This is a genomic window from Mesorhizobium sp. M0938 (assembly GCF_040319125.1).
GTDB classification, from domain to species: domain Bacteria; phylum Pseudomonadota; class Alphaproteobacteria; order Rhizobiales; family Rhizobiaceae; genus Mesorhizobium; species Mesorhizobium robiniae.
Window position 1 is genome coordinate 106,953 of sequence record NZ_JAMYNS010000004.1, and the last position, 21,805, is coordinate 128,757.

At 63.5% G+C, this 21,805-nt stretch carries 26 protein-coding genes; 14 read left to right on the plus strand and 12 right to left on the minus strand.

Annotation, left to right across the window (positions count from 1 at the left end; genetic code table 11):
- Positions 1-67: 67 nt before the first annotated feature.
- From NKH73_RS08065 to NKH73_RS08075, 3 genes are all read right to left on the minus strand, one after another.
- The gene (locus tag NKH73_RS08065) at positions 68-520 is read right to left on the minus strand and encodes a c-type cytochrome (protein ID WP_352930088.1); all 453 of its coding nucleotides are present in this window, start codon (positions 518-520) and stop codon (positions 68-70) included.
- A gap of 148 nt (positions 521-668) precedes the next feature.
- Positions 669-2,186 carry an ATP-binding protein gene (locus NKH73_RS08070; RefSeq protein WP_352930091.1) on the minus strand — a complete coding sequence of 506 codons (1,518 nt, stop codon included), beginning with the start codon at positions 2,184-2,186 and terminating at the stop codon, positions 669-671.
- The gene (locus NKH73_RS08075; RefSeq protein ID WP_095485165.1) at positions 2,183-2,902 is read right to left on the minus strand and encodes a response regulator; all 720 of its coding nucleotides are present in this window, start codon (positions 2,900-2,902) and stop codon (positions 2,183-2,185) included. The genes NKH73_RS08070 and NKH73_RS08075 overlap by 4 nt, the downstream gene beginning before the upstream one ends.
- 320 nt (positions 2,903-3,222) lie before the next feature.
- Here NKH73_RS08075 and NKH73_RS08080 point away from each other — a divergent pair, with 320 nt between their 5' ends.
- The 9 genes from NKH73_RS08080 (at position 3,223) to dusA (ending at position 10,745) form a co-directional block, all read left to right on the plus strand.
- Positions 3,223-3,693 carry a (2Fe-2S)-binding protein gene (locus NKH73_RS08080; protein ID WP_128242258.1) on the plus strand — a complete coding sequence of 157 codons (471 nt, stop codon included), beginning with the start codon at positions 3,223-3,225 and terminating at the stop codon, positions 3,691-3,693.
- An 11-nt stretch (positions 3,694-3,704) separates the two neighbouring features.
- Complete coding sequence (locus tag NKH73_RS08085; RefSeq protein ID WP_352930096.1) at positions 3,705-5,879, plus strand: xanthine dehydrogenase family protein molybdopterin-binding subunit; 2,175 nt, start codon at positions 3,705-3,707, stop codon at positions 5,877-5,879.
- Positions 5,866-6,228: a c-type cytochrome gene (locus NKH73_RS08090; RefSeq protein WP_352930099.1), complete on the plus strand. Its 363-nt coding sequence runs from the start codon at positions 5,866-5,868 to the stop codon at positions 6,226-6,228. Before NKH73_RS08085 ends, NKH73_RS08090 begins: the two co-directional genes overlap by 14 nt.
- Complete coding sequence (locus tag NKH73_RS08095; protein WP_352930102.1) at positions 6,215-7,477, plus strand: FCSD flavin-binding domain-containing protein; 1,263 nt, start codon at positions 6,215-6,217, stop codon at positions 7,475-7,477. Before NKH73_RS08090 ends, NKH73_RS08095 begins: the two co-directional genes overlap by 14 nt.
- The gene (soxX, locus tag NKH73_RS08100) at positions 7,474-7,926 is read left to right on the plus strand and encodes a sulfur oxidation c-type cytochrome SoxX (RefSeq protein ID WP_352930104.1); all 453 of its coding nucleotides are present in this window, start codon (positions 7,474-7,476) and stop codon (positions 7,924-7,926) included. Before NKH73_RS08095 ends, soxX begins: the two co-directional genes overlap by 4 nt.
- Positions 7,923-8,411 (plus strand): SoxY-related AACIE arm protein, encoded by a 489-nt coding sequence (locus NKH73_RS08105; protein WP_502893877.1) that lies wholly within the window; start codon positions 7,923-7,925, stop codon positions 8,409-8,411. Before soxX ends, NKH73_RS08105 begins: the two co-directional genes overlap by 4 nt.
- A complete protein-coding gene (soxZ, locus tag NKH73_RS08110) occupies positions 8,411-8,731 on the plus strand; it encodes a thiosulfate oxidation carrier complex protein SoxZ (RefSeq protein WP_352930110.1) in 321 nt (106 codons plus the stop codon). The genes NKH73_RS08105 and soxZ overlap by 1 nt, the downstream gene beginning before the upstream one ends.
- Positions 8,731-9,510, plus strand: a complete 780-nt coding sequence (gene soxA / locus NKH73_RS08115) for a sulfur oxidation c-type cytochrome SoxA (RefSeq protein WP_352930113.1) — start codon at positions 8,731-8,733, stop codon at positions 9,508-9,510. Before soxZ ends, soxA begins: the two co-directional genes overlap by 1 nt.
- Positions 9,511-9,749: 239 nt before the next feature.
- Complete coding sequence (gene dusA, locus NKH73_RS08120) at positions 9,750-10,745, plus strand: tRNA dihydrouridine(20/20a) synthase DusA (RefSeq protein WP_352930115.1); 996 nt, start codon at positions 9,750-9,752, stop codon at positions 10,743-10,745.
- 4 nt (positions 10,746-10,749) lie between these two features.
- On the opposite strand, the gene NKH73_RS08125 is transcribed toward dusA, so the two are convergent.
- Together NKH73_RS08125 and NKH73_RS08130 are read right to left on the minus strand one after the other, a co-directional pair.
- The gene (locus NKH73_RS08125) at positions 10,750-11,454 is read right to left on the minus strand and encodes a TIGR02281 family clan AA aspartic protease (RefSeq protein ID WP_352930118.1); all 705 of its coding nucleotides are present in this window, start codon (positions 11,452-11,454) and stop codon (positions 10,750-10,752) included.
- Positions 11,455-11,461: 7 nt separating this feature from the next.
- Complete coding sequence (locus NKH73_RS08130; protein ID WP_352930121.1) at positions 11,462-11,695, minus strand: DUF1289 domain-containing protein; 234 nt, start codon at positions 11,693-11,695, stop codon at positions 11,462-11,464.
- Between the two features lie 182 nt (positions 11,696-11,877).
- On the opposite strand from NKH73_RS08130, the gene NKH73_RS08135 reads away from it, so the two are divergent.
- Positions 11,878-12,873 carry a nicotinate-nucleotide--dimethylbenzimidazole phosphoribosyltransferase gene (locus tag NKH73_RS08135; protein ID WP_352930747.1) on the plus strand — a complete coding sequence of 332 codons (996 nt, stop codon included), beginning with the start codon at positions 11,878-11,880 and terminating at the stop codon, positions 12,871-12,873.
- A gap of 4 nt (positions 12,874-12,877) precedes the next feature.
- Here NKH73_RS08135 and NKH73_RS08140 read toward each other — a convergent pair whose 3' ends face one another.
- Positions 12,878-14,398, minus strand: coding sequence for a sensor histidine kinase (locus NKH73_RS08140; protein WP_352930124.1), 1,521 nt, complete (start codon positions 14,396-14,398; stop codon positions 12,878-12,880).
- Between the two features lie 75 nt (positions 14,399-14,473).
- On the opposite strand from NKH73_RS08140, the gene NKH73_RS08145 reads away from it, so the two are divergent.
- The 4 genes from NKH73_RS08145 to NKH73_RS08160 all read left to right on the plus strand — a co-directional run bounded on the left by NKH73_RS08145 (position 14,474) and on the right by NKH73_RS08160 (position 16,994).
- Entirely contained in the window at positions 14,474-15,097 is a 624-nt protein-coding gene (locus NKH73_RS08145) for a thermonuclease family protein (RefSeq protein WP_352930127.1), read from the plus strand.
- A 40-nt stretch (positions 15,098-15,137) separates the two neighbouring features.
- Positions 15,138-15,749: a glutathione S-transferase gene (locus NKH73_RS08150; RefSeq protein ID WP_352930130.1), complete on the plus strand. Its 612-nt coding sequence runs from the start codon at positions 15,138-15,140 to the stop codon at positions 15,747-15,749.
- 16 nt (positions 15,750-15,765) lie between these two features.
- Positions 15,766-16,383, plus strand: coding sequence for a uracil-DNA glycosylase family protein (locus NKH73_RS08155; RefSeq protein WP_352930133.1), 618 nt, complete (start codon positions 15,766-15,768; stop codon positions 16,381-16,383).
- A 119-nt stretch (positions 16,384-16,502) separates the two neighbouring features.
- Positions 16,503-16,994, plus strand: coding sequence for an Lrp/AsnC family transcriptional regulator (locus NKH73_RS08160; protein ID WP_023675006.1), 492 nt, complete (start codon positions 16,503-16,505; stop codon positions 16,992-16,994).
- A gap of 11 nt (positions 16,995-17,005) precedes the next feature.
- Here the strand turns inward: NKH73_RS08160 and NKH73_RS08165 are convergent, their stop codons facing one another.
- The 6 genes from NKH73_RS08165 to NKH73_RS08190 form a co-directional block, all read right to left on the minus strand.
- Complete coding sequence (locus tag NKH73_RS08165) at positions 17,006-17,575, minus strand: DUF3299 domain-containing protein (RefSeq protein WP_502893879.1); 570 nt, start codon at positions 17,573-17,575, stop codon at positions 17,006-17,008.
- Positions 17,576-17,662: 87 nt separating this feature from the next.
- A complete protein-coding gene (locus tag NKH73_RS08170; protein WP_352930139.1) occupies positions 17,663-18,364 on the minus strand; it encodes a DNA alkylation repair protein in 702 nt (233 codons plus the stop codon).
- A gap of 9 nt (positions 18,365-18,373) precedes the next feature.
- Positions 18,374-19,243 carry an NAD(P)-dependent oxidoreductase gene (locus NKH73_RS08175; protein ID WP_352930142.1) on the minus strand — a complete coding sequence of 290 codons (870 nt, stop codon included), beginning with the start codon at positions 19,241-19,243 and terminating at the stop codon, positions 18,374-18,376.
- Positions 19,244-19,306: 63 nt separating this feature from the next.
- Positions 19,307-20,122: an ABC transporter permease gene (locus tag NKH73_RS08180; protein ID WP_352930144.1), complete on the minus strand. Its 816-nt coding sequence runs from the start codon at positions 20,120-20,122 to the stop codon at positions 19,307-19,309.
- Positions 20,119-20,832, minus strand: a complete 714-nt coding sequence (locus NKH73_RS08185) for an ABC transporter permease (RefSeq protein ID WP_352930146.1) — start codon at positions 20,830-20,832, stop codon at positions 20,119-20,121. The genes NKH73_RS08180 and NKH73_RS08185 overlap by 4 nt, the downstream gene beginning before the upstream one ends.
- A 118-nt stretch (positions 20,833-20,950) precedes the next feature.
- Positions 20,951-21,733, minus strand: a complete 783-nt coding sequence (locus NKH73_RS08190; protein ID WP_352930149.1) for an ABC transporter substrate-binding protein — start codon at positions 21,731-21,733, stop codon at positions 20,951-20,953.
- Positions 21,734-21,805 lie beyond the last annotated feature (72 nt).

Genomic DNA, 21,805 nt, shown 5'->3' on the forward strand with positions numbered 1-21,805 from the left:
CAAAACGCCTCCGGGCGGGGTCGATTGAACAGAGCTAGGCACGCAACTTTGGCTTCATCAGCGGACACTATTGCGCGACCGCACCTTCCAGATAGCCGATGATCGCGGCGCGCTGGGCGGCGTTGGGAACGCCCACTGTCATCGACGTGCCCGGAACCCTCCGGCGTGGCGCTGCGAGGAAGGTATCAAGGGTACCGCCTTCCCAGACGATATCAGACTCCCGCAGCGCGGCCGAATAGCGGGCGCCATCGACGCTGCCGGCCTTGCGGCCGATGACGCCCGACAGATGCGGACCGGTTCTGTTCTGGCCGGGCTCCAAGCTGTGGCAGGTCCCGCAGCGCTGCCGGAACAGCCGCTCGCCGTCGGCCTGCTGCGCGGAAGCGGCGCCCGGCAACAGCAAGCCGGCGGCAGCCAAGAGCGCAGCCAGCGACCTACGCGCTCGGGTGACAGACGTCCGCAGGGACGCGGCCGCAACTCCGGCGGAAACGTGGGTGCGTGTCGTGGCTTGTGAATGGTTCATCGGATGACCTTTGCGTTCGGGAGGCTTCGCTGGTGGCCGGAGGCTTCCGGCAGGAGACCAACCGCTCACCTGCGAGAGCGGCGGCTGGGTCGAGAAGGTGCGGGGTGGATGTAGGTCGTGACTTGTCCTTCGCTGCGACGGCGATGATCTAATTGTGGCGCGGCAGCGCGGGAGTTCCGATCGCGGGACGGTTTCGGGATCGCAGTCCAGTCGGAGGTTTCGCCTCAGGCGTGGGCGCCGGGGCAAGCTGCTTGGCCATGTCGATCAGCGGCAGCCTGATAATCGCGCGAAGGCCCTCGCTCCGGTTCTCCAGCACGATGTCGCCGCCGTGGTGGCGGGCGATGGCGCGGGCGATTGACAGACCGAGCCCGACGCCGCCGGTCTCCCGGTTGCGCGACTGCTCCAGGCGGAAGAAAGGGGCGAACACCTGTTCCATATCGCCTTGCGGAATGCCGGGTCCGGCATCCTCGACTACGATGTCCAGGCTATCGGCACTCCTGACCAGGCTCACCTTGGCCTGCTCACCGTAGCGGACGGCATTTTCGACGAGGTTGCGGATTGCCCGGCGCAGCGAGTCCGGCCGGCAGCGATACAGCACCTTGGGCCCGTCATTGACGGTGACGTTTTGGCCCAGCTCCGCGAGATCGTCGCAGAGGCTGCCGACCAGTGCTGAAAGGTCGACGGTGCGCGTCGCCTCTACCGCGGCGTCCTCGCGCGCGAAGGCCAACGCCGCTTCCGTCATCGTCTGGATTTCCTCGATGGTCTTCAGCATCTTTTCCTGGAGTTCGTGATCCTGGACAAACTCCGCGCGCAGCCGAAGCGAGGTCAGCGGCGTGCGCAAATCATGGCTGATCGCCGCAAGCATCCGCGTGCGGTCCTCGACGAAGCGCTGCAGGCGCTCCTGCATGCGGTTGAAAGCCTCGGCGGTCTGGCGGATGTCGTCGGGTCCTGATTCCGGCAGCCGCGGCACGGCCTCGCCACGGCCGAACAGTTCGGCGGCATTGGCGAGCCGTCGCAGCGGACGCGCGATTGCCTGCGCCCCGAAAATCGCGATGGCGGACAGGATGAGCGCGGTGAGCGCCAGCGATATCGCCGATTGCGTTGTCCAGAAGGCGTTCGGCATTGCCTTGGCATAGGCGGCATTCAGCCAGGTGCTGTCGTCGAGGCGAACCGAAAGGCCCATGCCGTTTGGGGCGGCGTCCATATAAAGAAACTTGGCCGGCCGCGAGAAGGGCCTGCCACTGCCGGACAAATCCAACATGCGCGGCGGCACGGAAGGATCGGCGGCATCGACTGCGTTCGAAGCCTGTCCGTTCATGTAGGCGGCATATTTGCCGGCAATCCCGGGCAGCGGCTTGGCGAGCTGGGTAAATGCCTCCTGTTGCCAGGCGAGGGGATTGCTCGGTCCGTCATCCGAGGTCCAGAAACGCGTATAGGCCGTGCCGCTGACGTTGAGGATGTCGGGCCGAAGCGAGGGCGGTGTCGTGTCCAGCAGAAGTGCCAGCGAGGACGTGCGGCTGACGAACTCGCCCTTGGCCGCCGCGTGCAGGGCCTGGCCGCGCTCGTCCCACGAAATCAGGAACGTGATCGCCTGCGACAGGGCGAGCGCCAGAAGCACCAGCATGAGGAAGCGGGCCGCCAGGCTGCGTCTCCACAACAGCATCATGCCTGGGCCACCTCGGCTGTGAAGCAGTAGCCGCCGCCCCAGTGCGTCTTGATCAGCATCGGACTCTTCGGATCCGCCTCGATCTTCTTACGCAGCCGGCTCACCTGGTTATCGACGGCTCGGTCGAAACCGTCGGCGGTGCGCCCGACCGTGAGGTCGAGCAGCTGATCCCGGCTAAGCACGATCCCGACATGCTCGATGAAGGCGGTGAGAAGGCGGAATTCAGCCGTGCTGAGCGCGACGGCCACGCCGTCGAGACCGACCAGCTCGCGGCGGCCGACATTCAGCGTCCAGCGGTCGAACCGAAGTGCGTTCGACTTGAGACGGCCGCGCTGCGGCGGCAGACTGTGGACGCGCCTGAGCACAGCCTTGATCCGCGCCAGCAGTTCCCGCGGATTGAACGGCTTGGTCAGGTAGTCGTCGGCCCCGATCTCGAGGCCCACGATCCGGTCGATCTCCTCGGCCATGGCGGTGAGGAAGATGATCGGAACGTCGACCGTCCCGCGCACGTGCCGGCAGGCGGCGATGCCGTCCTCTCCGGGCATCATGACGTCGAGAACGATGAGATCGGGCAGGCTGCGGTCGAGCAGCCGCTTGAGCGCGGCGGTGCTGTCGGCGACGCTGACGCGATAACCCTGCTGGGTGAGGTATTTCCCGACGAGGTCGCGGATGTCCCTGTGGTCGTCGACGACCGCGATGTGCTGCGCCACTTCCATGCAATGCTCCAAAGCCGCCGCCAAATAGTCGGCCAGTATCGACGATATCTAGTTTGCGTCTACACGGATGATCACCTTCCGCACTATGGCGGCAATCTCGCACGGCATCAACAAACCGTGAGAAGTGTAACGAAGTGTATCAGAACGCTTCGCCTGCGACAGCTTGCGATGAACTGCCGGTCACCGGGACAAGGTTCTGCGACAGGTCCTGGCTAACTTGGCCTCGTCGCTAGCCGGGATTTCCGGTCTCTGCCGCCGGGCCACGCCAGGCGGCATCCGGACGGTGGTCCTCGCCAGCCTTTGATCGAAAGGATTGCACAATGGCCACATTGATCGTCAACGGCACGCCACGTGACGTCGAGGTCGACCCAGACACGCCGCTGCTATGGGTGATCCGCGAACAAGTCGGACTTACCGGGACGAAGTACGGTTGCGGGGTTGCCGCCTGCGGAGCCTGCACCGTCCATATTGACGGCGCCGCCACGCGCTCCTGCGTGCTTCCGGTGAGCGCGGTCGGGCCGGATCAGCAGATCACCACTATCGAGGGGCTTTCGCCGGACAGTTCGCATCCAGTCCAGCAGGCGTGGCTGGCGCTCGATGTGCCGCAGTGCGGTTATTGCCAGGCCGGCATGATCATGGCTGTGGCTGGTCTGCTCATGCAGAACCCGAACCCCACGGACGAGGACATCAATACCGAGATCACCAACATCTGCCGCTGCGGCACCTACAACCGGGTCCGTGCCGCCATCAAGCTGGCCGCCAATGGCGGCGAAGCCACGCAACGCGGTTGAGGAGAACAGTCATGAACGCCATAATTTCCATCTCCCGCCGCAGCTTCATCATCGGCGTGGCCTCCACGGCTGGCGGCATGTCCCTCGGGTTCAACGTGCCGTTCATCAAGCCTGCACTTGCCGAGGGCGCCGAGACCGCGCCGGAGATCAATGCCTGGGTGGTGATCAGGCCCGACGACACGGTGGTCATCCGCATCGCCCGCTCCGAGATGGGGCAGGGGACGCTGACAGGTCTGGCGCAACTCGTCGCCGAGGAGCTGAATTGCGACTGGTCGAAGGTCACGACCGAATATCCGTCGCCGGCCCAAAACCTCGCGCGCGACCGCGTGTGGGGCAATTTCTCGACTGGTGGCAGCCGCGGCATCCGCGAATCGCACGAATATGTGCGTATTGGTGGCGCCATTGCGCGTGAGATGCTGATTGCCGCTGCGGCCGCCGAATGGGGAGTGCCGGCCAGCGAATGCACCGCAAGGATGGGCATTGTCACGCATGCAGCATCGGATCGCGCCACCTTTTATGGACAGTTGGCCGCCGCCGCCGCGCGGATGACGCCGCCCGCCAACGTCACGCTGAAGGACCCGAAGGATTGGACCATAGCCGGCAAGCCGCTGCCGCGGCTCGATACGGCCGACAAGCTCAACGGCAGCCAGATTTACGGCGCCGATCTCAAGCTGCCGAACATGCTCAACGCGGCGATCCGGGCCTGCCCGTATTTCGGTGGCAAGGTGCAGAGCTTCGACGCGGCGGCGGTGGCTGAAATGCCCGGCGTGCGCACCGTCGTTCAGGTCGACGAAACCGCTGTTGCGGTTGTCGCCGACACGTGGTGGCGGGCGAAGACCGCTCTCGATGCCTTGCCGGTCGTCTGGGACGAAGGTCCCAACAGGCAGGTCACCAGCGCCTCGATCGCGGCGATGCTCGACGAAGGTCTCGGCGCAAATGACGCCTTCATCGGTGCCGAGCAAGGTGACGCGGGTGCCACCCTGTCCGCGGCCAACCGGACGGTCACGGCGACTTATGCCTATCCCTATCAGAACCACGCAACCATGGAGCCGATGAACGCCACGGCGCTCTATACGCCGGAGCGCTGCGAGGTTTGGGTGCCGACCCAGAATGGCGAAGCGAGCCTTGCCGCAGCGGCCGAAGCCGCCGGCCTGCCGGTGCAGCAATGCGAGGTACACAAGATCCATCTCGGCGGCGGCTTCGGCCGGCGCGGCAACTTCCAGGACTATGTGCGCCAAGCGGTCAGCATCGCCAAGCAGGTGCCGGGAGCACCCGTAAAGCTCATCTGGTCGCGTGAAGAGGACATGCTGCACGGTGCCTATCACCCGACCACGCGGTGCCGACTGACGGGCGCGCTCGACGCGGACGGCAACCTGACCGCTCTGCACATGCGTATATCCGGCCAGTCGATCCTTGCGGCGGTGCGGCCGGAAGGCATGCAGAACGGCATGGACCCGGTCGTCTTCCAGGGCCTCGTCCTCAGTGGCACGGAAGGCACATTGGGCTACACGGTCGACAATCTGCGGATCGACCATGCCATGCGCAACCCGCCGATCCCGCCAGGCTTCTGGCGTGGCGTGAACCTCAACCAGAATGCGCTCTACGTCGAGTGTTTCATGGACGAACTCGCCCATGCGGCCGGCGTCGACCCGCTCGCCTTCCGCCGCAAGCTTATGGCCAAGCATCCGAAACACCTCGCAGTGCTGGAGGCGGTTGCCGAACGGATCGGCTGGCACACCCCGCCCGCGGCCGGCATTCACCGCGGACTGGCGCAGATCATGGGCTTCGGCAGTTATGTGGCGGCGGCAGCGGAGGTTTCGGTCGCCGATGGGCAGCTCAGGATCCATCGTATCGTGGCGGCCACCGATCCGGGCCATGTCGTCAACCCCGCACAAGTTGAGCGGCAGGTCGAGGGCTCCTTCGTCTATGGCCTTTCCGCCTGCATCTACGGCGAATGCACCGTCAATGGCGGCCGCATGGAGCAGGAGAACTTCGACAGCTACGAGGTCATGCGCATGGCCGAAATGCCTGATGTGGAGACGATCATCCTGCCGTCCGGCGGCTTCTGGGGCGGCGTCGGCGAGCCGACCATCGCGGTCGCCGCGCCGGCCGTCCTCAATGCGATCTTCGCCGCCACCGGAAAGCGCATCCGCACGCTGCCGCTGAAGAACCATGACCTCGCATGACATGAGGCGCGCGAAGAACAGGCGCGGCGGACGATTGTTTGCGCCCGTTCTGTTTGCGGTGCCCATCCTGCTTGCGGCGCTTGCGGCCAGCGCGCCGGCATGGGCCGACGCGGCGCCCGGTGCGACCGCGTGCACCGGCTGTCACGGGCCGGCGGCGCTCGGCTCAGCCATCCCCTCGCTCGACGGCCACGCGGCGGAAGACATCGTCGCCCAGATGCAAGCCTTCCGTTCCGGTGAGCGCAAGGCGACAGTCATGGACCGAATAGCCAGGGGGTTTACCGAGGAAGAGACGCGTGCCATCGCCCAATGGCTCGCCAGACCGGAGGCGGCTCGCCATGCCCAGCCGTAGAGCCTTGATCGGCGGCGCGGCAGCCAGCGTCGCCGCGGCCGTCCTTGCCGCGCCGCAGGTACGCGCACAGGCGCAGCCCCAAGTGGTCGTGGTCGGCGGCGGCTTTGCCGGGGCAAGCTGCGCCCGCGCACTGAAGCAGCTGGATCGCGACCTTGCGGTGACGCTGATCGAGCCGGAGACAGCCTATCTGGCCTGCCCGTTCAGCAATGCCGTGCTTGCAGGGCTGCGCGGCATCGAGGCGCAGACCTTCGGTTATGACCGGTTCGACGACATCGGCCTCATCCGCAAGCGCGCTGTCTCCGTCGATGCCGAGCGCCGGCGTGTTCGGCTGGAGGACGGTACTGACATCGGCTACGTCAGGCTGGTGCTGGCACCTGGCGTCGACCTGCGCTTCGACGCATTGCCGGGCTACGACGAGACGGCAGCAGAGATCATGCCGCATGCCTGGAAGGCGGGTCCGCAGACGCTGCTGCTGCGCGACCAGCTCGCGGCGATGCCGGACGGTGGGGTGGTCATCCTCTCCGCGCCTGCCAATCCATTCCGCTGCCCGCCCGGCCCCTACGAGCGGGCAAGCCTGATCGCGCATTACCTCAAGACCAGTAAGCCACGCTCCAAGCTGATCATCCTCGACGCCAAGGACGCCTTTTCGAAGCAGCGCCTGTTCGAAGCGGCGTGGCGAGAGCTCTATCCCGGCCTGATCGAATGGGTGCCGCTGTCCTCGGGCGGCAGGGTGACGGAAGTCGACCAGACGACAAGGACGCTGGTCACCGAGTTCGGCAGCCATAAGGCCAATGTCGCCAACGTGATCCCGCCGCAGCGCGCGGGCAGGATCGCTCAGTCGGCCGGTGTCGCCGATCAGACGGGCTGGTGCCCGATCGACCCGGTCACCTTCGAGTCCCGTCTGCAGCCGGCGATCCACGTCGTCGGCGACGCGGCGATCGGCGGGGCGATGCCGAAATCCGCCTTCAGCGCCAACGCCCAGGCAAAAGCCTGCGCTGCGGCGGTCGCCGCGCTGGTCAGGGAGCGGCAGCCGGTGCAGCCGAAGCTCATCAACACCTGCTACAGCCTGGTCGCGCCCGGCTACGGTATTTCGATCGCAGGCGTCTACCAGCCGCGCGACGGCCTGCTTGCCGAGGTGGAGGGTGCGGGCGGCACCAGCCCGCTCGAAGCACCGTCCTCTGTCCGCGAACTGGAAGCGGCCTATGCGGAGGACTGGTTCCGGACGATCACCAGCGAAGTGTTCGGATGATGAGGACGGCTTGCGTCGCTGTTGCGGGATTGCTGCTTGCGGCCTCGCCCGGTGCCGGCGAGGAGGCGGGATCTTACGTCGTGACCGGCGATGCGATCATGCAGCCTCTGGTCGGCGGCAGGGGTGATCCGGCGCGCGGCGCCGCGCTGATCTCGGACCGGCAGCGCAGCCTCTGCACGCTCTGCCACAGCGGGCCGTTCCCCGATGCGCATCTGCATGGCACGCTGGCGCCCGACCTGACCGGCGTCGGGGCAAGGCTTTCGGAAGGCCAGATCCGGTTGCGCGTGGTCGACATGAAGCGGCTCGCGCCGAATACGATCATGCCTTCCTACTACCGGGTCGCGGAAGAGGAAGGCCGGCGCGTCGCCACCGCCTGGCGTAGCAAGCCGATCCTGACCGGCGAGGACATCGAGGATATCGTCGCCTATCTCACGACGCTAAAGGGATGATTATGCGCGAAGACCCGCTTCGAATTCATGGAGGCTTGGTCGGACGGCGGCAGTTTCTTCGGGCCGGCATGACCGGCCTACTGGTGATCAGCCTGCCGCGCTGGGCCGTTGCCCGTCCGAGCCTCGATGAAGCGATCCGTACCTTCACCGGGGGAGCCGACGTTCTCGACGGCCGCGTCCGGCTCGACCTGCCGTCTCTGGTCGAAAACGGCAACGCGGTCGGGATCACGGTCGCCGCCGAGAGCCCGATGACCGCGGACGATCATGTCCGGCGCATCGCGGTCTTCAACGAGAAGAACCCGGAGGCAAATGTCGCGGTTTTCCGTCTCGGGCCGCGCTCGGGCCGCGCCACCGTCTCGACGCGGATCCGGCTCGCGACCTCCCAGGTGGTGGTCGCGGTCGCTGAGATGAGTGACGGCAGCTTCTGGTCGAGCCGTGCAAGCGCGATCGTCACGCTGGCCGCCTGTATCGAGGATCTTTCATAATGGCGCGTGCGCTGGTCAACGTGCCGAAAGCGGCCAGGCAGGGCGAGGTCGTCGAGGTCCGAGCGATGATCGCCCACCCGATGGAAACCGGCTACCGTATCGGCCCGAACGGCTCCAACATCCCCCGCCACATCATCCGCCGCTTCGCTTGCACCTACAATGGGGAGGAGGTGTTTTCGGCCGATCTCTTTCCAGCGGTGTCGGCCAATCCGTTCATTGCCTTCACCCTTGTTGCCACGACGAGCGGCACGATCGACTTCACCTGGACGGACGATGCCGGAAAGACTCAAACGGCATCGGCCGAAATCACGGTGGGCTGATGCGTGCCCTCTGGGGCCTGGTGGGGATCATCGCGGCGGTCGTCTGCAGCATGGCCATCGCTGCCAGCATCGAAGACAGCGCGAAGCGCTCCGGATTCGACTTCATGACGCCGGAGACGCAGGCGCTGCAAGCCGACGACATGAGCAACCCCGGTATGCTGTGGGTGCTGCAGGGCGAGCAGCTCTGGCAGCAGCCGGAGGGTAGGGCGGATGTCGCCTGCGCCGGCTGCCATGGCGATGCCAGTCAGACGATGCGCGGCGTTGCCACGCGCTACCCCGCTTTTGACGAGGCGACAGGACGGCCGATCGACCTTGCCGGGCGCATCAATTCCTGCCGCGAGGAGCGCCAGCAGGCCGAGCCGCTAGTGCCGGAATCTGACGCGTTGCTCGCCCTGACAGCCTATGTGACGCATCAGTCGCGCGGCATACCAATCACACCGGCGACCGACGCCCGGCTGGCGCCGTTTCGCGACAACGGCCGGCGTCTGTTCCAGAGCCGTATCGGCCAGCTCGACCTCTCCTGCGCCTCCTGCCACGACGATAATTGGGGCAAACGGCTTGGCGGGAGTGTCATTCCGCAGGCGCATCCGACCGGCTATCCGCTCTACCGATTGGAGTGGCAGGCGGTCGGTTCGTTGCAGCGGCGCTTGCGCAACTGCATGATCGGGGTGAGGGCCGAGCCCTTCGCCTTCGGCGCGCCGGAACTCGTTGACCTGGAGCTCCATCTGACGGAGCGAGCCCGCGGCCTGCTTGTCGAGACGCCGGCCGTCCGGCCGTGATGCCGGCCTGCGGGCCGGTCTTCACCTGTCGCCAACGGACAGTTGATCGCAATGCGGCGCGCGCGGGCCTGGCAGGCCTTGCCAACCTCGCACATGTCATCGATATGTGCTTAACGAGTTTCACCGAAGGGTTTTGAGGCGCTTGCACTCAGTCGTCGAAACGTGGCGAAACGCGCAGTGTCGTGGCGCACGCTCGTGTGTACTTGACATGGGCTAACGATTTAAAGTTAAACAAAACGATGACATATCAAATACATAGGGTAGCTATCGCACCTATGATGGATTGGACTGACCGGCATTGCCGGTTCCTCCATCGCCAATTGACGCGTCGGGCGTTGCTCTACACCGAGATGGTGGTGGCTGACGCGGTCATCCAGGGCGCGCGCGAGCGTTTGCTCGGCTTCGACGATACGGAACATCCGGTCGCGTTGCAGCTCGGCGGCTCCGATCCGCAGAAACTTGCCGAAGCGGCGCGCATCGGCGAGGCCTTCGGCTATGACGAGATCAATCTCAATGTCGGCTGCCCGTCCGATCGCGTCCAGTCGGGTACGTTCGGCGCCTGCCTGATGAAAACCCCGGTCCTTGTCGCCGATTGCGTCATGGCGATGAAGGCTTCTGTCAGCATCCCCGTCACCGTCAAATGCCGGATCGGCGTCGACGAGCAGAATCCTGAGCCGGCGCTCGACGCGCTGGCGGACGGCGTTTTCGCGGCCGGCGCCGACGCGCTGTGGGTGCATGCCCGCAAGGCGTGGCTGGAAGGGTTGAGTCCGAAAGAAAACCGCGACATCCCGCCGCTTGACTATGACCGCGTCTATCGACTGAAGGCCAAAAATCCAAACAAATTCATTGGCATCAATGGTGGCATTCAATCTCTTGAAGAAGCGCTCGACCACATTGATCACGTCGACGGCGCCATGCTCGGCCGCGCCGCCTACCACACGCCGGGCATTCTGACGGGTGTCGACGCCGCGTTTTACGGCGACAAACCCGACGCGCTCGATTTTGCCGCGCTGATCGATGCCATGGCGGATTACGCGGCGCGCCATATCGAGCTGGGCGGGCGGCTTGGCCACGTCACCCGTCATATGGTCGGGTTGTTCCACGGCCTGCCGGGCGCGCGCCGCTACCGGCAGATCCTTTCCACGGACGCGACAAGGACCGGCGCCGGGCCGGATGTGCTGAAGGCGGCTTTCGCTGCAATCGATTTCAGCAGGACGGACGCCGAAGCCGCCTAACTGTTCAATCGCGCAAGATCATGCGGTCGCCGCGCACGTCGAAACCGGACAGCGAGCTGATGAAATTCATGCCGAGCAGGCTCTGGCCGAGCATGCCGGGCGCAGCAATCATGACCGGCATGTCCTTGCGCACGATCCCGCCGATCGCCAATTCGTCGGTTCTCACGGCTGCAGCGCGTGCCATGCCGTTGGCGGTAGAAACCGGTATGTTGAAATTGAGAACGGCTGGATTGAACCCTGCCGCTTGCGCATCCTGCGCCGTCAGCACCGTGCTGGTCGCGCCGGTATCGACCACGGCCCGGACCGGCGTGCCGTTGATCATGATGCGCGCTTCGAAATGGCCATTGCCGGCCTTGTCCAGGGTCACCGTGGCGTGGCCGTCGTCCAGGCCCAATGCCAGCGGGCTGCCGGGAACGAGGCCGGCCGTTACCCGGCTGGCGAAATCCTGCAATTCATAACGGTACTGATAGCCGGCGATCAGTGCGAGCACGATGACGGCCCAGGTGCCGAGATTGTGGGCCATCATGCCCAAGGGCCTGCCGGATCTGAGCAGGCCGGCGCCGATGAGGGCGACCAATGCGCCAAGCCAGATCAACCGGCTGAAATCGTAATTCTCGACGCCGAATGTGCTGCCGGCGGAATCGTTGAGCATGAGCAGAGCCACGCCTGCCCCGATCGCGATCATCACAACCCAGAAAAACCGGTTCATATAGAGCTCACGAGAGGGCGTCGCGTTCGCGCGCGAGGCGGGTTCGGCGCGTTTCCCGACGCGGTCTGCGTTCAACCATCTCCAGCCGGGCCGGCAGCTCGGCCATGACGTTGCGGCGGATTTCAGGGGTCATCTCAATCCAGGCGCCGATTTCCTCGCGCGTACGGCCGCAACCGAAGCAGAAGCCGGTTTTCATATCGATCGAACAGACCAGGATGCATGGGGATTCGATGGCCGTCATAATGTTCTCTCAGGATTCCCAAGGAATCCCTTGTCTCGCCTCCACATGGTGTAACGGCAAAGCCAATGCAAGCCCTCCGGAATGCGCCGCTGGCAACCGCTTTTGCGTCAATGCAAGCAGTTGTGCCGGCCGAGCAAGGCGGCTATGCCGCTCACCAACCCTAGGGAATGATCACCAACGACATGACCAGCGTGCTGCCCTTCGACGATTTTCGCAATCTTCTGGCGACCCTGCCGTCGGCCGACACGGCGGCCGAAGCCCGCGTCCATGCGCTGTTTGCCAAAGCCGACAAACCCAAAGGTTCGCTTGGCCGCATCGAGGACGTCGCCGCGTGGCTCGCTGCCTGGAGTGGCCGGGCGCCACCGGCGGTGAACCGGCCCCTGGTGGCGATCTTCGCCGGAAATCATGGCGTCGCCCGGCACGGCATTTCGCCGCGGCCTGTTGCTGCCACGGCGAACGCGGTCGAGCTTTGCGCGGCGGGCGGCGCGGCGGTCAACCAGATCTGCATCGCCAACGATCTCGGGCTGAAAGTGTTCGATCTTGCGCTGGATATTCCGACCGCCGACCTCACCGAGGGCGCAGCGCTTGACGAGCGCGGCTGCGCCGCCACCATGGCCTTCGGCATGGAGGCGATTGCCGGCGGCACCGATCTGCTTTGCCTTGGCGACCTCGGTGTCGGCAATTCCACTGTAGCAGCGACTTTGTTTGCGGCACTGTTCGGCGGCAAGGGCGCCGATTGGATAGGATCCGGATCAGGCGCCAATGCGGCGATGCAGGCACGGAAGGCAGAAGTGGTGGATGCCGCGCTAGCCTTCCACGGAACAAGTCTCAGGGACCCGCTCGAAGCACTGCGCCGGGTTGGCGGCCGTGAATTCGCAGCGATCGCCGGCGCCATCCTCGCCGCCCGGATACAGAAGATCCCGGTGCTGCTCGATGGATTGGTGGCCACAGCCGCCGCCGCGACGCTGCATGCAGCCAATCCCGCTGCACTCGACCATTGCCTTCTTGCCAGTCTGTCGCCGGAGCCTGCGCATGGTCGGACCGTCGAGCGTCTCGGCTTGCGCCCGCTGCTTGACCTCGGCGTGAGCCACGGCGAGGGGGCAGGGGCGGCGCTTGCCGCCGGCCTTGTCAAGGCGGCCGCGCTCACCAGCTCGGGCATGGCGGCGGCGGTTCGTTAGGCGACTAGCGCCGGCGCGCGGCAACCGTCTTTGTCGGCAGGGCCGGCAATTCCTCCATCACCCGGCTCAACGGGAAGATGGCGATCGCCTCGGTGCCTTCGCGCAGTTTGGAGCGAAGTTCGAACTCGCCGCCATGCATGGCGAGCAGGCCCTGGACGATCGGCAGGCCGAGGCCGGTGCCTTGTTCTGCGCTCTTAATGGCGATCGAGCCCTGGCCGAAGGCGGACAGCACGATCGGAATCTCGTCTTCCGGTATGCCAGGCCCATTGTCCTTGATGGAGAGATATTGTCCGCCGCCCGCCGTCCAGCCGACGCGCACGCGGATTTCGCCGCCGGTCCCGGTGAACTTGATGGCGTTAGACAAAAGGTTGAGCGCGATCTGACGAACCGCGCGTTCGTCGGCGAACAGGCGCGGCAAGGCGTTTTCGAAATCCTGGACGATACGGATGTCCTTGTTGCGCGCTTTCAGCTCCATCATATGACAGCAATCCTCGACCACCGAGAGCAGCATCATCGGCTCCTCGTTCAGCTGGTAGCGGCCCGCTTCGATGCGCGAGAGATCGAGGATTTCGTTGATCAGATCGAGCAGATGCTGGCCAGAGTCGTGGACGTCACGAGCATAGTCGCGATAGGTCGGGTTGCTCATCGGTCCGAGCACCTCGTTCGCCATCACTTCGGAGAAACCGAGAATGGCGTTGAGCGGCGTCCGCAGCTCATGGCTCATCGAGGCCAAGAAGCGCGACTTTGCCAGATTGGCGTCTTCCGCCCGTCGCCGCGCTTCGTCCGACATCGATTTCGCCGTGTCCAACTCAGCGATAAGCGCGTCCTTTTCGGAGCGGAACGAGAGCAACATCAAGGACGAGCGATTGAGCTGGCGCGCCACATAGGCGAAGAAGGGCAGCGACACGATCAGCAACCCGGCCATGACAAGCTCGGCCGGAATCCAATGTCTCGCGCCGGCATAGGCATAGACCGCCACCGGAACGGCAAAGGTCGACAGCAGCGCTCCGCGTAGCGATGACGCCGTGATCGCAGTCGCTGCCATGGCAAGCAGCAGCACCGCCGCCTTGAGCAGTTGGAACTCATAAACCTGGCAAGCGTCGCAACGGAGCCAAGCGAACCAGGCCCAGCCCAGGCCGCAAAGAAAATGACCGATCAGGAAATCACTGTGCGTTTGCAGCGGGTTGAGTTCGGCAGCTTCCGTCCGGTCGACGCGCCTCGCCATGAACACGACGATGGTGTAGCAGATGAGTGTGAAAAGCGCCCAGACGCCGCTTTCGTTACTCGCTCCAGCAAACAGACCCATTGCGGCGGTCGCCAGGACGAGAAGCGGAATGACGGTCGCGCTACCTATCATCGCACGGGCGTGGAGTTTCAAAAGCTCGCGGTCGAAATCAAGACTTCCGGCCTGCTGCGAAAGACGGTCGCGCGTCTTGCGCACCGCGCGCGCCACATCGCTGTTGCGATGGGGTTTCCTGCGGTCCACAATAAACTTGTCCGCTGTGGTCGAGCGTTGCAAGGGCATGGAGACTTCAATTTATACGGGCAGCGGGTTCAAATTGTTAAGCTACGTTCGAATGATTAACCAACGGTTTGCCATATGAACCGTTCGTGGTCGTGGCGACCGCGACAGCGATACATGCCGCCGCGGCCGCGAAGCCTGTCGCGCCGGCTGGTGGACTACGCGCTGACCCTCATCGTCCTCGGTCTGCTGATCCTGCTGGCCGCACGTCTTGACCGGATCGAGACGCGTAAGACGGAGGGCGCCGCCGTCGTCAATGACGGCGACACGATCACACTCGGCACTGAGCGCATTCGAATGCGTGGCATCGACGCGCCCGAATATTCGCAAATCTGCCGCAAGGACGGTGCCGACTATGCCTGCGGCAAGCTGGCGCGGCAGTCGCTGGTGCGTCTGATATCAGGCAAACCCGTCTCCTGCACCGGCTGGCAGCGCGATCGCTACGGCCGGCTGCTCGGCGACTGCAAAGCCGGCGACAAGGATCTCAACCGCGCCCAGGTCGAGGCTGGTTGGGCGGTGGCCTATAGCGATTTCGAAACCGAGCAAGCCGCTGCCCGCTCCGGCAAAGCCGGCATCTGGGCCGGCACTTTCGACGAGCCGCACGATTGGCGCGAGAGCCACGATCACGACGTGGTCGAAAGAAAGCACGGCACTTTGGCTTCGATCGGCGACGCCTTACGAGAAATTTTTCGCTTGTGGTGAGCAGCAACCTATAATTTGTCGGATCAAACAGGAGGATGGAATGAAACTCTTCGATGGCGGCCGCGCTCCCAATCCACGACGGGTACGCGTCTTCCTTGCCGAAAAGGGCATTCAGGTTCCGCTGGTGCCTGTCGATATGGGCGCGCTGGAGCACAGGCAGCAGACAGTCAGTTCGCGCAACCCGCTGCAGCGCCTGCCGGTGCTCGAGCTCGACGACGGCACAGTCATCACCGAATCCGTCGCCATCTGCCGCTATTTCGAGGAGCTGCATCCGGAGCCGGCTTTGTTCGGACGCGGCGCGCTCGGCAAGGCGTTGGTCGAGATGTGGCAAAGGCGCATGGAGTTCAACCTGCTCAGCTGCGTCGCCGCCGCGTTCCGGCACATCCATCCGGCAATGAAGGAATGGGAGGTTCCGCAAATTCCCGAATGGGGCGAGGCCAACAAGCCGAAAGCCATCGAATTCCTGAAACTCCTCGACGACGAGTTGGCGAACCAGGAATTCGTCGCCGGTGACGACTATTCGATCGCCGACATCACCGGGCTGATCGCCATCGACTTCATGAAGCCGGCGCGTATCAAGGTGCCGGAGGATTGCGCCAACGTATTGCGCTGGCATCAGGCGATCTCCAGCCGGCCGAGCGCCGCGGCTTGAGAATAAGTCCCCGAGAATGAGCGAAGAGCTGGAAAACTTCGCCGCGAGGGTACGCTCCTGCCGTATCTGCGTCGAAAACCCAGTCGGCCGGCCGTTGCCGCACGAGCCGCGCCCGGTGCTGAGACCCTCGTCGAGCGCCCGCATCCTGATTGCCAGCCAGGCACCGGGCACTAAGGTGCATGTGTCGGGCATGCCGTTCACCGACGCCTCCGGCGATCGGTTGCGAAGCTGGCTGGGCGTTAGCGCGGAAGAATTCTACGACACGACAAAATTCGCCATCGTGCCGATGGGCTTTTGCTTTCCCGGTCAGGATGCCAAGGGTGGCGACCTGCCGCCGCGCCGCGAATGTGCGCCGGCCTGGCGTGCGCCGCTGATGGCGCTGATGCCGCAGGTCGACTTAGTGCTGACGATCGGCCTCTATGCGCAATCCTGGCACATGGGCGCCGCGCGCCGGGCCTCGCTGACGGAGACGGTGATGGATTGGCGCACCATCTGGGATGCGCCCACAAACCCGAAAGTGCTGCCGCTGCCGCATCCGTCGTGGCGCAACACCGGATGGCTGAAGCGCAATCCGTGGTTTGAAATGGATTTGCTGCCGTTTCTGAGATCGGAAATCCGATATCGCCTCGGCTGAAGCGTGAGCAAGAAATCACTCGCTTTTGCGTCACTTGGCAGAATTTCTTTCTTGTGAATGGCCTAAATAAGAGGGATTATAGCCAATCTATTCCTATTCTATCCCCGTGGGAGCACCCAATGGACCGGCTTGACAGAAAAATCCTCCGCCTCTTGCAGGAGGACGCGACGCTCGCGGTCGCCGACGTCGCCAAGAAAGTCGGGCTGTCGACGACGCCGTGCTGGCGTCGGATCCAGAAGCTCGAGGAGGAAGGCGTCATCAAGCGGCGCGTCGCCATCCTCGATCATGAAAAGGTCAATGTGCGCGTCACCGTATTCGTGTCGATCCGCACCAATTCGCACAGCCATGAATGGCTGCGGCGCTTTTCGGAGGTCATCCAGGAATTTCCTGAGGTGGTCGAGTTTTACCGCATGAGCGGCGACGTCGACTACCTCTTGCGCGTGGTGGTGCCCGACATCGCTGCCTATGATGCTTTCTACAAACGGCTGATCGCCAAGATCGAGATCCGCGACGTCTCGTCGTCCTTTGCCATGGAGCAGATCAAATACACGACCGAGATGCCGCTGGACTACATGATGCTGGACAAGGAATCGGGCGCGAACGCCGCCTGAGGTGTCCTTACTTAGTTATTCTTTTTGTTGAGGAAACGCCACGGTGAGTTTGCCGGCTGCGTGATTGTGTCCGGCACCACATCGACGTTCACCACCTCCGCTTTGCGCACCGCGTAGCCCGACTGTATGACACTGGCTCCGTCGAGGATGAAGAGCTGGCTTTTCTCCATGCCCGGCTTAAGGGCGCCGGTCACGGAAACCGCCTGGTAGGCCTGCGACATCCGGTAGGGGCTGGCGGGCGTGACGAGCACGATCTGATTGGGCGGCGGCGTTGGCATGTGACTGCAAGCACCCGTCCATGGCACCAGCAGGAACTGGTAGACGAGATCGCCCTCGCGATCCACCGGTAGCGCGTATCCTGCCAGTTGGATGGTCTTGTCCCGCAGATTGAGGGACAGCGTCTCGCCATGATCAGGCATTCTTGCCGCTATCATCGGCAATCCGACACTTTCGGCGGCGGGCTGGGTCGACGGGCGCAGATCCTTCCAGAATATGCGCGCGGTTTCGGCGGAAGCGCTCGCTGCGTCGAAACAAAGCAACAACGCCGCGGCGGCCGCAGGCAATCCCAACCACTTCGTCATCCGCTCACCTTTTCGCCCAATAAAGCCGTCGCCCGCCATGGCGTCAACGTTCGAGCCGCATTACAAATCGGCGCGGATTTCGCCCGGTCAGCCTTTCCTGGCGAGCCGCTCGAGCGTTTTGGCATCGGAAAGTTCCCTTGCGGCATCCTTGCCGATCCCGCGTGCCGTCTTGTCGGTTGAGGCAGCCAGCTTTTGTGCCAGGGCAAGGGCAGGGCCGTGCAGACCCATCGATCGCTTGCCGATCGAACGAAGCGCCCAGTTCACCGCCTTCTTCACAAAATTGCGACCGTCGGTGGCATGCGCTTCGATGATCGACAGGAAGTCGAGGAAGGTCGCCTCTGGTTCGTTCTTCCGGTGGACCACCGACCAGGCCATCATGGCAAAAGCCGTGCGTCGAACGAATTCCCGTTCGTCGGCCGCGAACTCCACTATCAGTTCCTTCCAGCAATCCGTATCGACAAAGAGATCGGAGACGCCGTCGACAATATCCCATGAGTCGAAAGTCGCCGCCCATCGTCTTGCGTCTGCAGCAGAAAACCGCTCCGGGTCGGCGGTGACGGAAGCGATGAACTGCGCCTCCATGATGCCGGTCTGCCATAGCTCGAAGGCGCGCTCATGATTGCGCTTGATCTTCTTGGCAATCTGCCGCTGCACACCATGCGGGATGCCGAGCGCACGTTCGATCTTGATGCCATATCGCAGCATTCCGCGGCGATTTTCGTCCGAGCCGATCGAGCGCAAATGGACGACAATCTCTTCGGCGCTGGATTGCGGCGAAAGCTCGGGCACGACGAAAGCCTATTTTTCCAATCGCGCCAGCAAAGATGACGTATCCCAGCGCTTGCCGCCCATCCCCTGCACATCCTTGTAGAACTGATCGACAAGCGCCGTCACAGGCAGCTTGGCGCCGTTGCGATCGGCCTCCGCCAGGCAGATGCCGAGATCCTTGCGCATCCAGTCGACGGCGAAACCGAAGTCGTATTTGCCGGCATTCATTGTCTTGTGGCGGTTCTCCATCTGCCACGAGCCGGCAGCGCCCTTGGAGATCACCTCGATGACCTTTTCGATGTCGAGTCCGGCCTTCTTGCCGAAATGGATGCCTTCGGCCAGACCTTGGACAAGACCGGCAATGCAGATCTGGTTGATCATCTTGGTGAGCTGGCCCGAGCCGGCCGGCCCCATCAGCCCGACCATGCGGGCATAGGCATCGATGACCGGCTTTGCTTTGTCAAAGGCCTTTTGTTCGCCGCCGACCATGACGGTCAGAACGCCGTTTTCGGCGCCGGCCTGACCGCCGGAGACCGGTGCGTCGAGGAACGAAAAACCGCCCATTTGCGCCTTCTCCGCCAGCTCGCGCGCGACTTCAGCCGACGCCGTGGTGTTGTCGATGAAGATCGCTCCGTTCTTCATCGTCTGGAACGCACCGCCGGCTCCAATCGTCACCGAACGCAGATCATCATCGTTACCGACGCAGGAAAAGACGAAATCCTTGCCATCGGCCGCCTCGGCCGGCGTCGTAGCAAGGCCGCCGCCGTGCTGACCAACCCATTGTTCGGCCTTTGCCTTGGTGCGGTTGTAGACGGTGACATCGTGGCCGCCCTTGTTCCTGAGATGTCCGGCCATTGGATAGCCCATGACGCCAAGACCGAGAAATGCCACCGATGCCATGTTTTCGAATCCCTTCGAGCCTGTTTTCCGGCCTTCTTAGCGGATCAGGCAAAGCTATGGGAGTCAGCGGTGCAGATGGATCGTGATGCGCCGTTCGATCCATTCGACCCCGTGGCGCAATATCTCGACAATGACCAGATAGATGATCGCCGCCCAGACATACGACTGGAAGTCGAAAGTGCGCGAATAGGTGAGCCGCGTGACGCCCATCAGATCGTAAACTGTTATGATGGCGACGATCGCCGAGCCCTTGATCATCAGGATGATCTCGTTGCCATAGGGTCGCAGCGCCACGATCAGTGCTTGCGGCAGGATGATCTTCCACATCGTCTGCAATTTATGCAGGCCGAGCGAGGCGGCGCCCTCCCACTGGCCCCTGGGCACGCTCTGTATCGCGCCGCGCAGGATTTCTGCCTGATAGGCGGCGGTGTTGAGCGAGAAGGCGAAGATTGCGCAGTTGAACGCCTCGCGGAAAAAACCCCAGAGGCCTACCATCTCAAGTTGCGGCCGGAAGGAGCCTACGCCGTAATAGATAAGGAAGGTCTGCGCCAGCAGCGGCGTGCCGCGGAAGAAATAGACGTAGGCATAGGCAAGACCTGAAAGAAATCGGTTCTTCGACATGCGGGCGTAAGCGATCGGCACCGACAGGATCGCGCCGAGCACGATCGAGATGGCGACCAGCAAAAGCGTCACGCCAAGGCCCGTCACGTAGGACGGCGCGTATTTCTCGAAAAGCTCGCCGTTCCAGGCGAGGACGAGATAGGCGGTGACCCCAGCGAGAAAAGCGATCCACAGACAGACCAGCCCATAGCCGAGAATACGTTGCCGGGGCCAGCCGCGTGGCAGAGCCGGCGGTCGGTCGGTGGCGACTACGCTCATCGCTGCACCTGCTGGCGGCTGACCGCACGTTCGATCGCGTTGATGCCGAAGGATGATATGATGGCGAGGAGCAGATAGATAAGAGCGGCGACACCGAAAAACAGGAAGGCGTGCTTGGTGACGCGGGCGGCGACGCCCGCTTGCCGCAAGATATCGGTTAGCCCGATAGCGGAGACCAGGGCAGTGTCCTTGAGCAGGATGAGCCACAGGTTGGCGAGACCTGGCAGCGCGATACGGATAAGCTGCGGCAGCACCACAAGCCGCATCGTCTGCCAGCCCGACAGGCCAACCGAGTAGCCTCCCTCGTACTGTCCCTTCGGAATGGCGCTGAACGCGGAGAGGAAGACCTCGCTGGCGTAGGATGAGAAGACGACGCCGAGCGCGATCATGCCGGAAACAAAAGCGTTCACTTCGACCGAGGCAGTCGGGTCAAACAGGCGCATCACTTGCTGGATACCGATTTGCGCGCCGTAAAAGATGATGAACAGGGTCAGCAGCTCGGGCAACCCACGAAAGATCGTGGTATAGATATTGCCGGCCAGCCGCAACGAAGGCTCACTGGATTGCTTGGCCAGTGCGACCAGAAAGCCGATCACCAGACCGACAGGCAAGGTCGCGGCTGCAAGCGAGACGGTGATGAAAACGCCATAGGCTATGTCGTCGAGCCAGCCTTCAGGGCCCCAACTGAGCAGCGTCCAAACGCTTTGCATCCGCCTGCCTGTTCTCCTTCATGGGCTCTTTGAGAGCAGCGCCGCGTCGCCCCTCGTGCGCCGCTCCTTGCGCGAACAGCGGGGAACGTCCCGCCGTTCGCTGTCAGATCCAGAAGGATCAGGATTCGCCGCCGTAGACGTCGAACTTGAAGTACTTGTCGTTGATTTCCTTGTACTTTCCGTTGGCGCGGATGGCGTCGATCGCCGCATTGAACTGGTTGGTCAGCTCGGTCTCGCCCTTGCGCACCGCGATGCCGGCGCCCGGGCCATGGATCTTGATGTCGGGCGTGATCGCACCGATCACCTTGCAGCAGGCACCGTCCGGCGTGGCAAGCCAGCCTTCGAGGACAGTGATATCGTCGTTGACCGCATCAACGCGGCCATTGGCGAGATCGAGCTGGTATTCCTGCGCGGTCGGGTAAGGCTTGATCGTGCTGTCGGTGTAGGTTGCGGTCGAATAGTTGAAATGCGTGGTCGAACCCTGCACACCAATGGTCTTACCGGCGAGATCTTCCTTGGTTACGCCCTTGATGTCGCTATCCTTGGGCACGACGATCGCCGGCGGTGTGTTATAGTATTTGTGGGTGAAGTCGACCTTCTCGGCACGCTCCGGCGTGATCGACATCGATGCGACGATGGCGTCGAACTTGCCGGCCTGGAGCGCCGGGATGATGCCGTCCCAATCCTGCGCGACGAAAGTGCACTTCACCTTCATCTCCTCGCAAAGCGCCTTGGCAATGTCGATGTCGAAGCCTTCGAGCTGGCCATCGGCAGTCAGGTTGTTGAATGGGGGGTAGGCGCCTTCCGTGCCGATCCTCAGGGTTTTCTCCTGAGCCTGGGCAACGCCAAGCGTCAGCAGCGCAGCCGACGCGGCGAGCGCTATACGCAATGCAATTCGCATGATGGTCCTCTCTTTATGATCCCGGCCGTCGTTCCAAACGGCTCTGTGGGCGGTGCTTTTGACCGCCCGCTG

Excerpts from the sequence above, each read along its gene's own strand:
- NKH73_RS08185 (WP_352930146.1), bottom strand. The coding sequence starts at position 20,832 with ATGCAAAGCGTTTGGACGCTGCTCAGTTGGGGCCCTGAAGGCTGGCTC.
- NKH73_RS08105 (WP_502893877.1), top strand. The coding sequence starts at position 7,923 with ATGATTATGCGCGAAGACCCGCTTCGAATTCATGGAGGCTTGGTCGGA.
- NKH73_RS08090 (WP_352930099.1), top strand. The coding sequence starts at position 5,866 with ATGACCTCGCATGACATGAGGCGCGCGAAGAACAGGCGCGGCGGACGA.
- dusA (WP_352930115.1), top strand. The coding sequence starts at position 9,750 with ATGACATATCAAATACATAGGGTAGCTATCGCACCTATGATGGATTGG.
- NKH73_RS08080 (WP_128242258.1), top strand. The coding sequence starts at position 3,223 with ATGGCCACATTGATCGTCAACGGCACGCCACGTGACGTCGAGGTCGAC.
- NKH73_RS08095 (WP_352930102.1), top strand. The coding sequence starts at position 6,215 with ATGCCCAGCCGTAGAGCCTTGATCGGCGGCGCGGCAGCCAGCGTCGCC.
- NKH73_RS08085 (WP_352930096.1), top strand. The coding sequence starts at position 3,705 with ATGAACGCCATAATTTCCATCTCCCGCCGCAGCTTCATCATCGGCGTG.
- NKH73_RS08155 (WP_352930133.1), top strand. The coding sequence starts at position 15,766 with ATGAGCGAAGAGCTGGAAAACTTCGCCGCGAGGGTACGCTCCTGCCGT.
- NKH73_RS08140 (WP_352930124.1), bottom strand. The coding sequence starts at position 14,398 with ATGCCCTTGCAACGCTCGACCACAGCGGACAAGTTTATTGTGGACCGC.
- soxX (WP_352930104.1), top strand. The coding sequence starts at position 7,474 with ATGATGAGGACGGCTTGCGTCGCTGTTGCGGGATTGCTGCTTGCGGCC.
- NKH73_RS08135 (WP_352930747.1), top strand. The coding sequence starts at position 11,878 with ATGACCAGCGTGCTGCCCTTCGACGATTTTCGCAATCTTCTGGCGACC.
- NKH73_RS08175 (WP_352930142.1), bottom strand. The coding sequence starts at position 19,243 with ATGGCATCGGTGGCATTTCTCGGTCTTGGCGTCATGGGCTATCCAATG.
- NKH73_RS08075 (WP_095485165.1), bottom strand. The coding sequence starts at position 2,902 with ATGGAAGTGGCGCAGCACATCGCGGTCGTCGACGACCACAGGGACATC.
- NKH73_RS08130 (WP_352930121.1), bottom strand. The coding sequence starts at position 11,695 with ATGACGGCCATCGAATCCCCATGCATCCTGGTCTGTTCGATCGATATG.
- NKH73_RS08165 (WP_502893879.1), bottom strand. The coding sequence starts at position 17,575 with ATGACGAAGTGGTTGGGATTGCCTGCGGCCGCCGCGGCGTTGTTGCTT.
- NKH73_RS08160 (WP_023675006.1), top strand. The coding sequence starts at position 16,503 with ATGGACCGGCTTGACAGAAAAATCCTCCGCCTCTTGCAGGAGGACGCG.
- NKH73_RS08190 (WP_352930149.1), bottom strand. The coding sequence starts at position 21,733 with ATGCGAATTGCATTGCGTATAGCGCTCGCCGCGTCGGCTGCGCTGCTG.
- NKH73_RS08150 (WP_352930130.1), top strand. The coding sequence starts at position 15,138 with ATGAAACTCTTCGATGGCGGCCGCGCTCCCAATCCACGACGGGTACGC.
- NKH73_RS08180 (WP_352930144.1), bottom strand. The coding sequence starts at position 20,122 with ATGAGCGTAGTCGCCACCGACCGACCGCCGGCTCTGCCACGCGGCTGG.
- soxA (WP_352930113.1), top strand. The coding sequence starts at position 8,731 with ATGCGTGCCCTCTGGGGCCTGGTGGGGATCATCGCGGCGGTCGTCTGC.
- NKH73_RS08145 (WP_352930127.1), top strand. The coding sequence starts at position 14,474 with ATGAACCGTTCGTGGTCGTGGCGACCGCGACAGCGATACATGCCGCCG.
- NKH73_RS08125 (WP_352930118.1), bottom strand. The coding sequence starts at position 11,454 with ATGAACCGGTTTTTCTGGGTTGTGATGATCGCGATCGGGGCAGGCGTG.
- NKH73_RS08065 (WP_352930088.1), bottom strand. The coding sequence starts at position 520 with ATGAACCATTCACAAGCCACGACACGCACCCACGTTTCCGCCGGAGTT.
- NKH73_RS08070 (WP_352930091.1), bottom strand. The coding sequence starts at position 2,186 with ATGATGCTGTTGTGGAGACGCAGCCTGGCGGCCCGCTTCCTCATGCTG.
- soxZ (WP_352930110.1), top strand. The coding sequence starts at position 8,411 with ATGGCGCGTGCGCTGGTCAACGTGCCGAAAGCGGCCAGGCAGGGCGAG.